The sequence below is a fragment of the Streptomyces sp. NPDC048461 genome (assembly GCF_055587105.1).
Map to the genome: position 1 here is coordinate 1 of NZ_JBVJGW010000084.1, position 1,284 is coordinate 1,284.

2 protein-coding genes are annotated in these 1,284 nt (G+C 49.0%); both read left to right on the forward strand.

Annotation, left to right across the window (positions count from 1 at the left end):
• On the forward strand, positions 1–164 hold a 164-nt coding region (locus tag ACZ6S8_RS39640; protein WP_469463271.1), incomplete at its 5' end, for a CII family transcriptional regulator.
• Positions 165–412: 248 nt separating this feature from the next.
• Complete coding sequence (locus tag ACZ6S8_RS39645) at positions 413–1,240, forward strand: replication protein (protein ID WP_350590797.1); 828 nt, start codon at positions 413–415, stop codon at positions 1,238–1,240.
• The last annotated feature ends 44 nt before the right edge of the window (positions 1,241–1,284 follow it).

A 1,284-nucleotide genomic window follows, 5' to 3' on the forward strand; every position in this document is an offset into this window, starting at 1 on the left:
AGGTTAGCCGGTGGAAATCAGGCTTGCTGGAGACTATGAGCATGGCGCTTGCTGTCCTGAACTATGGGATAGCAGACGAAGAAATGGCGGAGTTGGCTAAGCGCCTGGCTGGATATCTGTCACCAAAAGAAAACGCCCCGGAAGTTGCAGCTTTCGAGGCGTGATAGTGATGTTTGGAGATAACCACTGGAGGAAATTATGGCAAAAAATCGCCGAATTTACAAGACAGAAGAGGAACGACGGCATCCTGATTCACCGGAAGGAATCGTTGTTGCAGCCGCCAATAACCGGAGCTTTGCTGCTCGGTTCATTGGTGAATATCGGATTGCACTGGCAGGGGTGAAGAAGAATGGGTGTCGTTAGAAAATTATCCGACTACCGTAAACCTCATCAAGAGGTCATGGAGCAACGCGTGGCTGATACCGATGATGGGTATACCCGCATAGCTAACGAGCTGCTAGAAGCCATCCTGAGAGCGAATTTAACCGCTCGCCAGCTCAAGATTGCGTTTGCGATTATCCGTAAGACATATGGATTCGGAAAGAAAACAGACCGGATCACAAACACACAAATTGCCAGCATGACCGGCATCCATCACACCCATGTTTGCACCGCAAAAAACGAGATGATCATGATGAACATCATTGTAACCAGCGGAACGCAAATCGGGATAAACAAGATAGTTTCTGACTGGAATTGCGACATTAGCCAAGTCAGCGAAACATTAGCCAAGTCGGCTAATAAAAGTTTAGCTACTTCAGCTAATGGGCATTCGCCAACTCAGCTAAACACAAAAGAAACTATTCAAAAGAAAGAAAGAAACACTACCCAAACCCACGCAGTGGGGTTGTCTTTGGAAGAAAAATTAACCCCACGGCAGAAGGGCACCAATCCGCGAGCCAAAGGAACAAATCCTCGCTCTGCAATGCCAGCTTTCGATCGTGAAAGACTGCGCGACACCTGGAACTCCAAAGCCGATAAGCATGGGCTCCCAAAAATTCGCAATGTATCGACCACAGTCGAGAGTGGATTGAAGCGCCTCTGGCAGTCCTACCTGAAGCAGTGCAAGGAGATTGGCAGCCAGCCAACAGAGATCAACACGTTCCTGAATGGCTATCTCGCCCATGGCTACACGCCAACGAAGTGGGCTTGTGGCGACAATCCAGAAGGCAAGCGATACGGCATTGAGACCGCACTTCGCCAAGAGAAGATTGACGAAATTCTTTCCCGGGAGGACTGATGGAAAGCTACGAGTTTGAAGAGCAGTTGGTCGGCTCAATGATG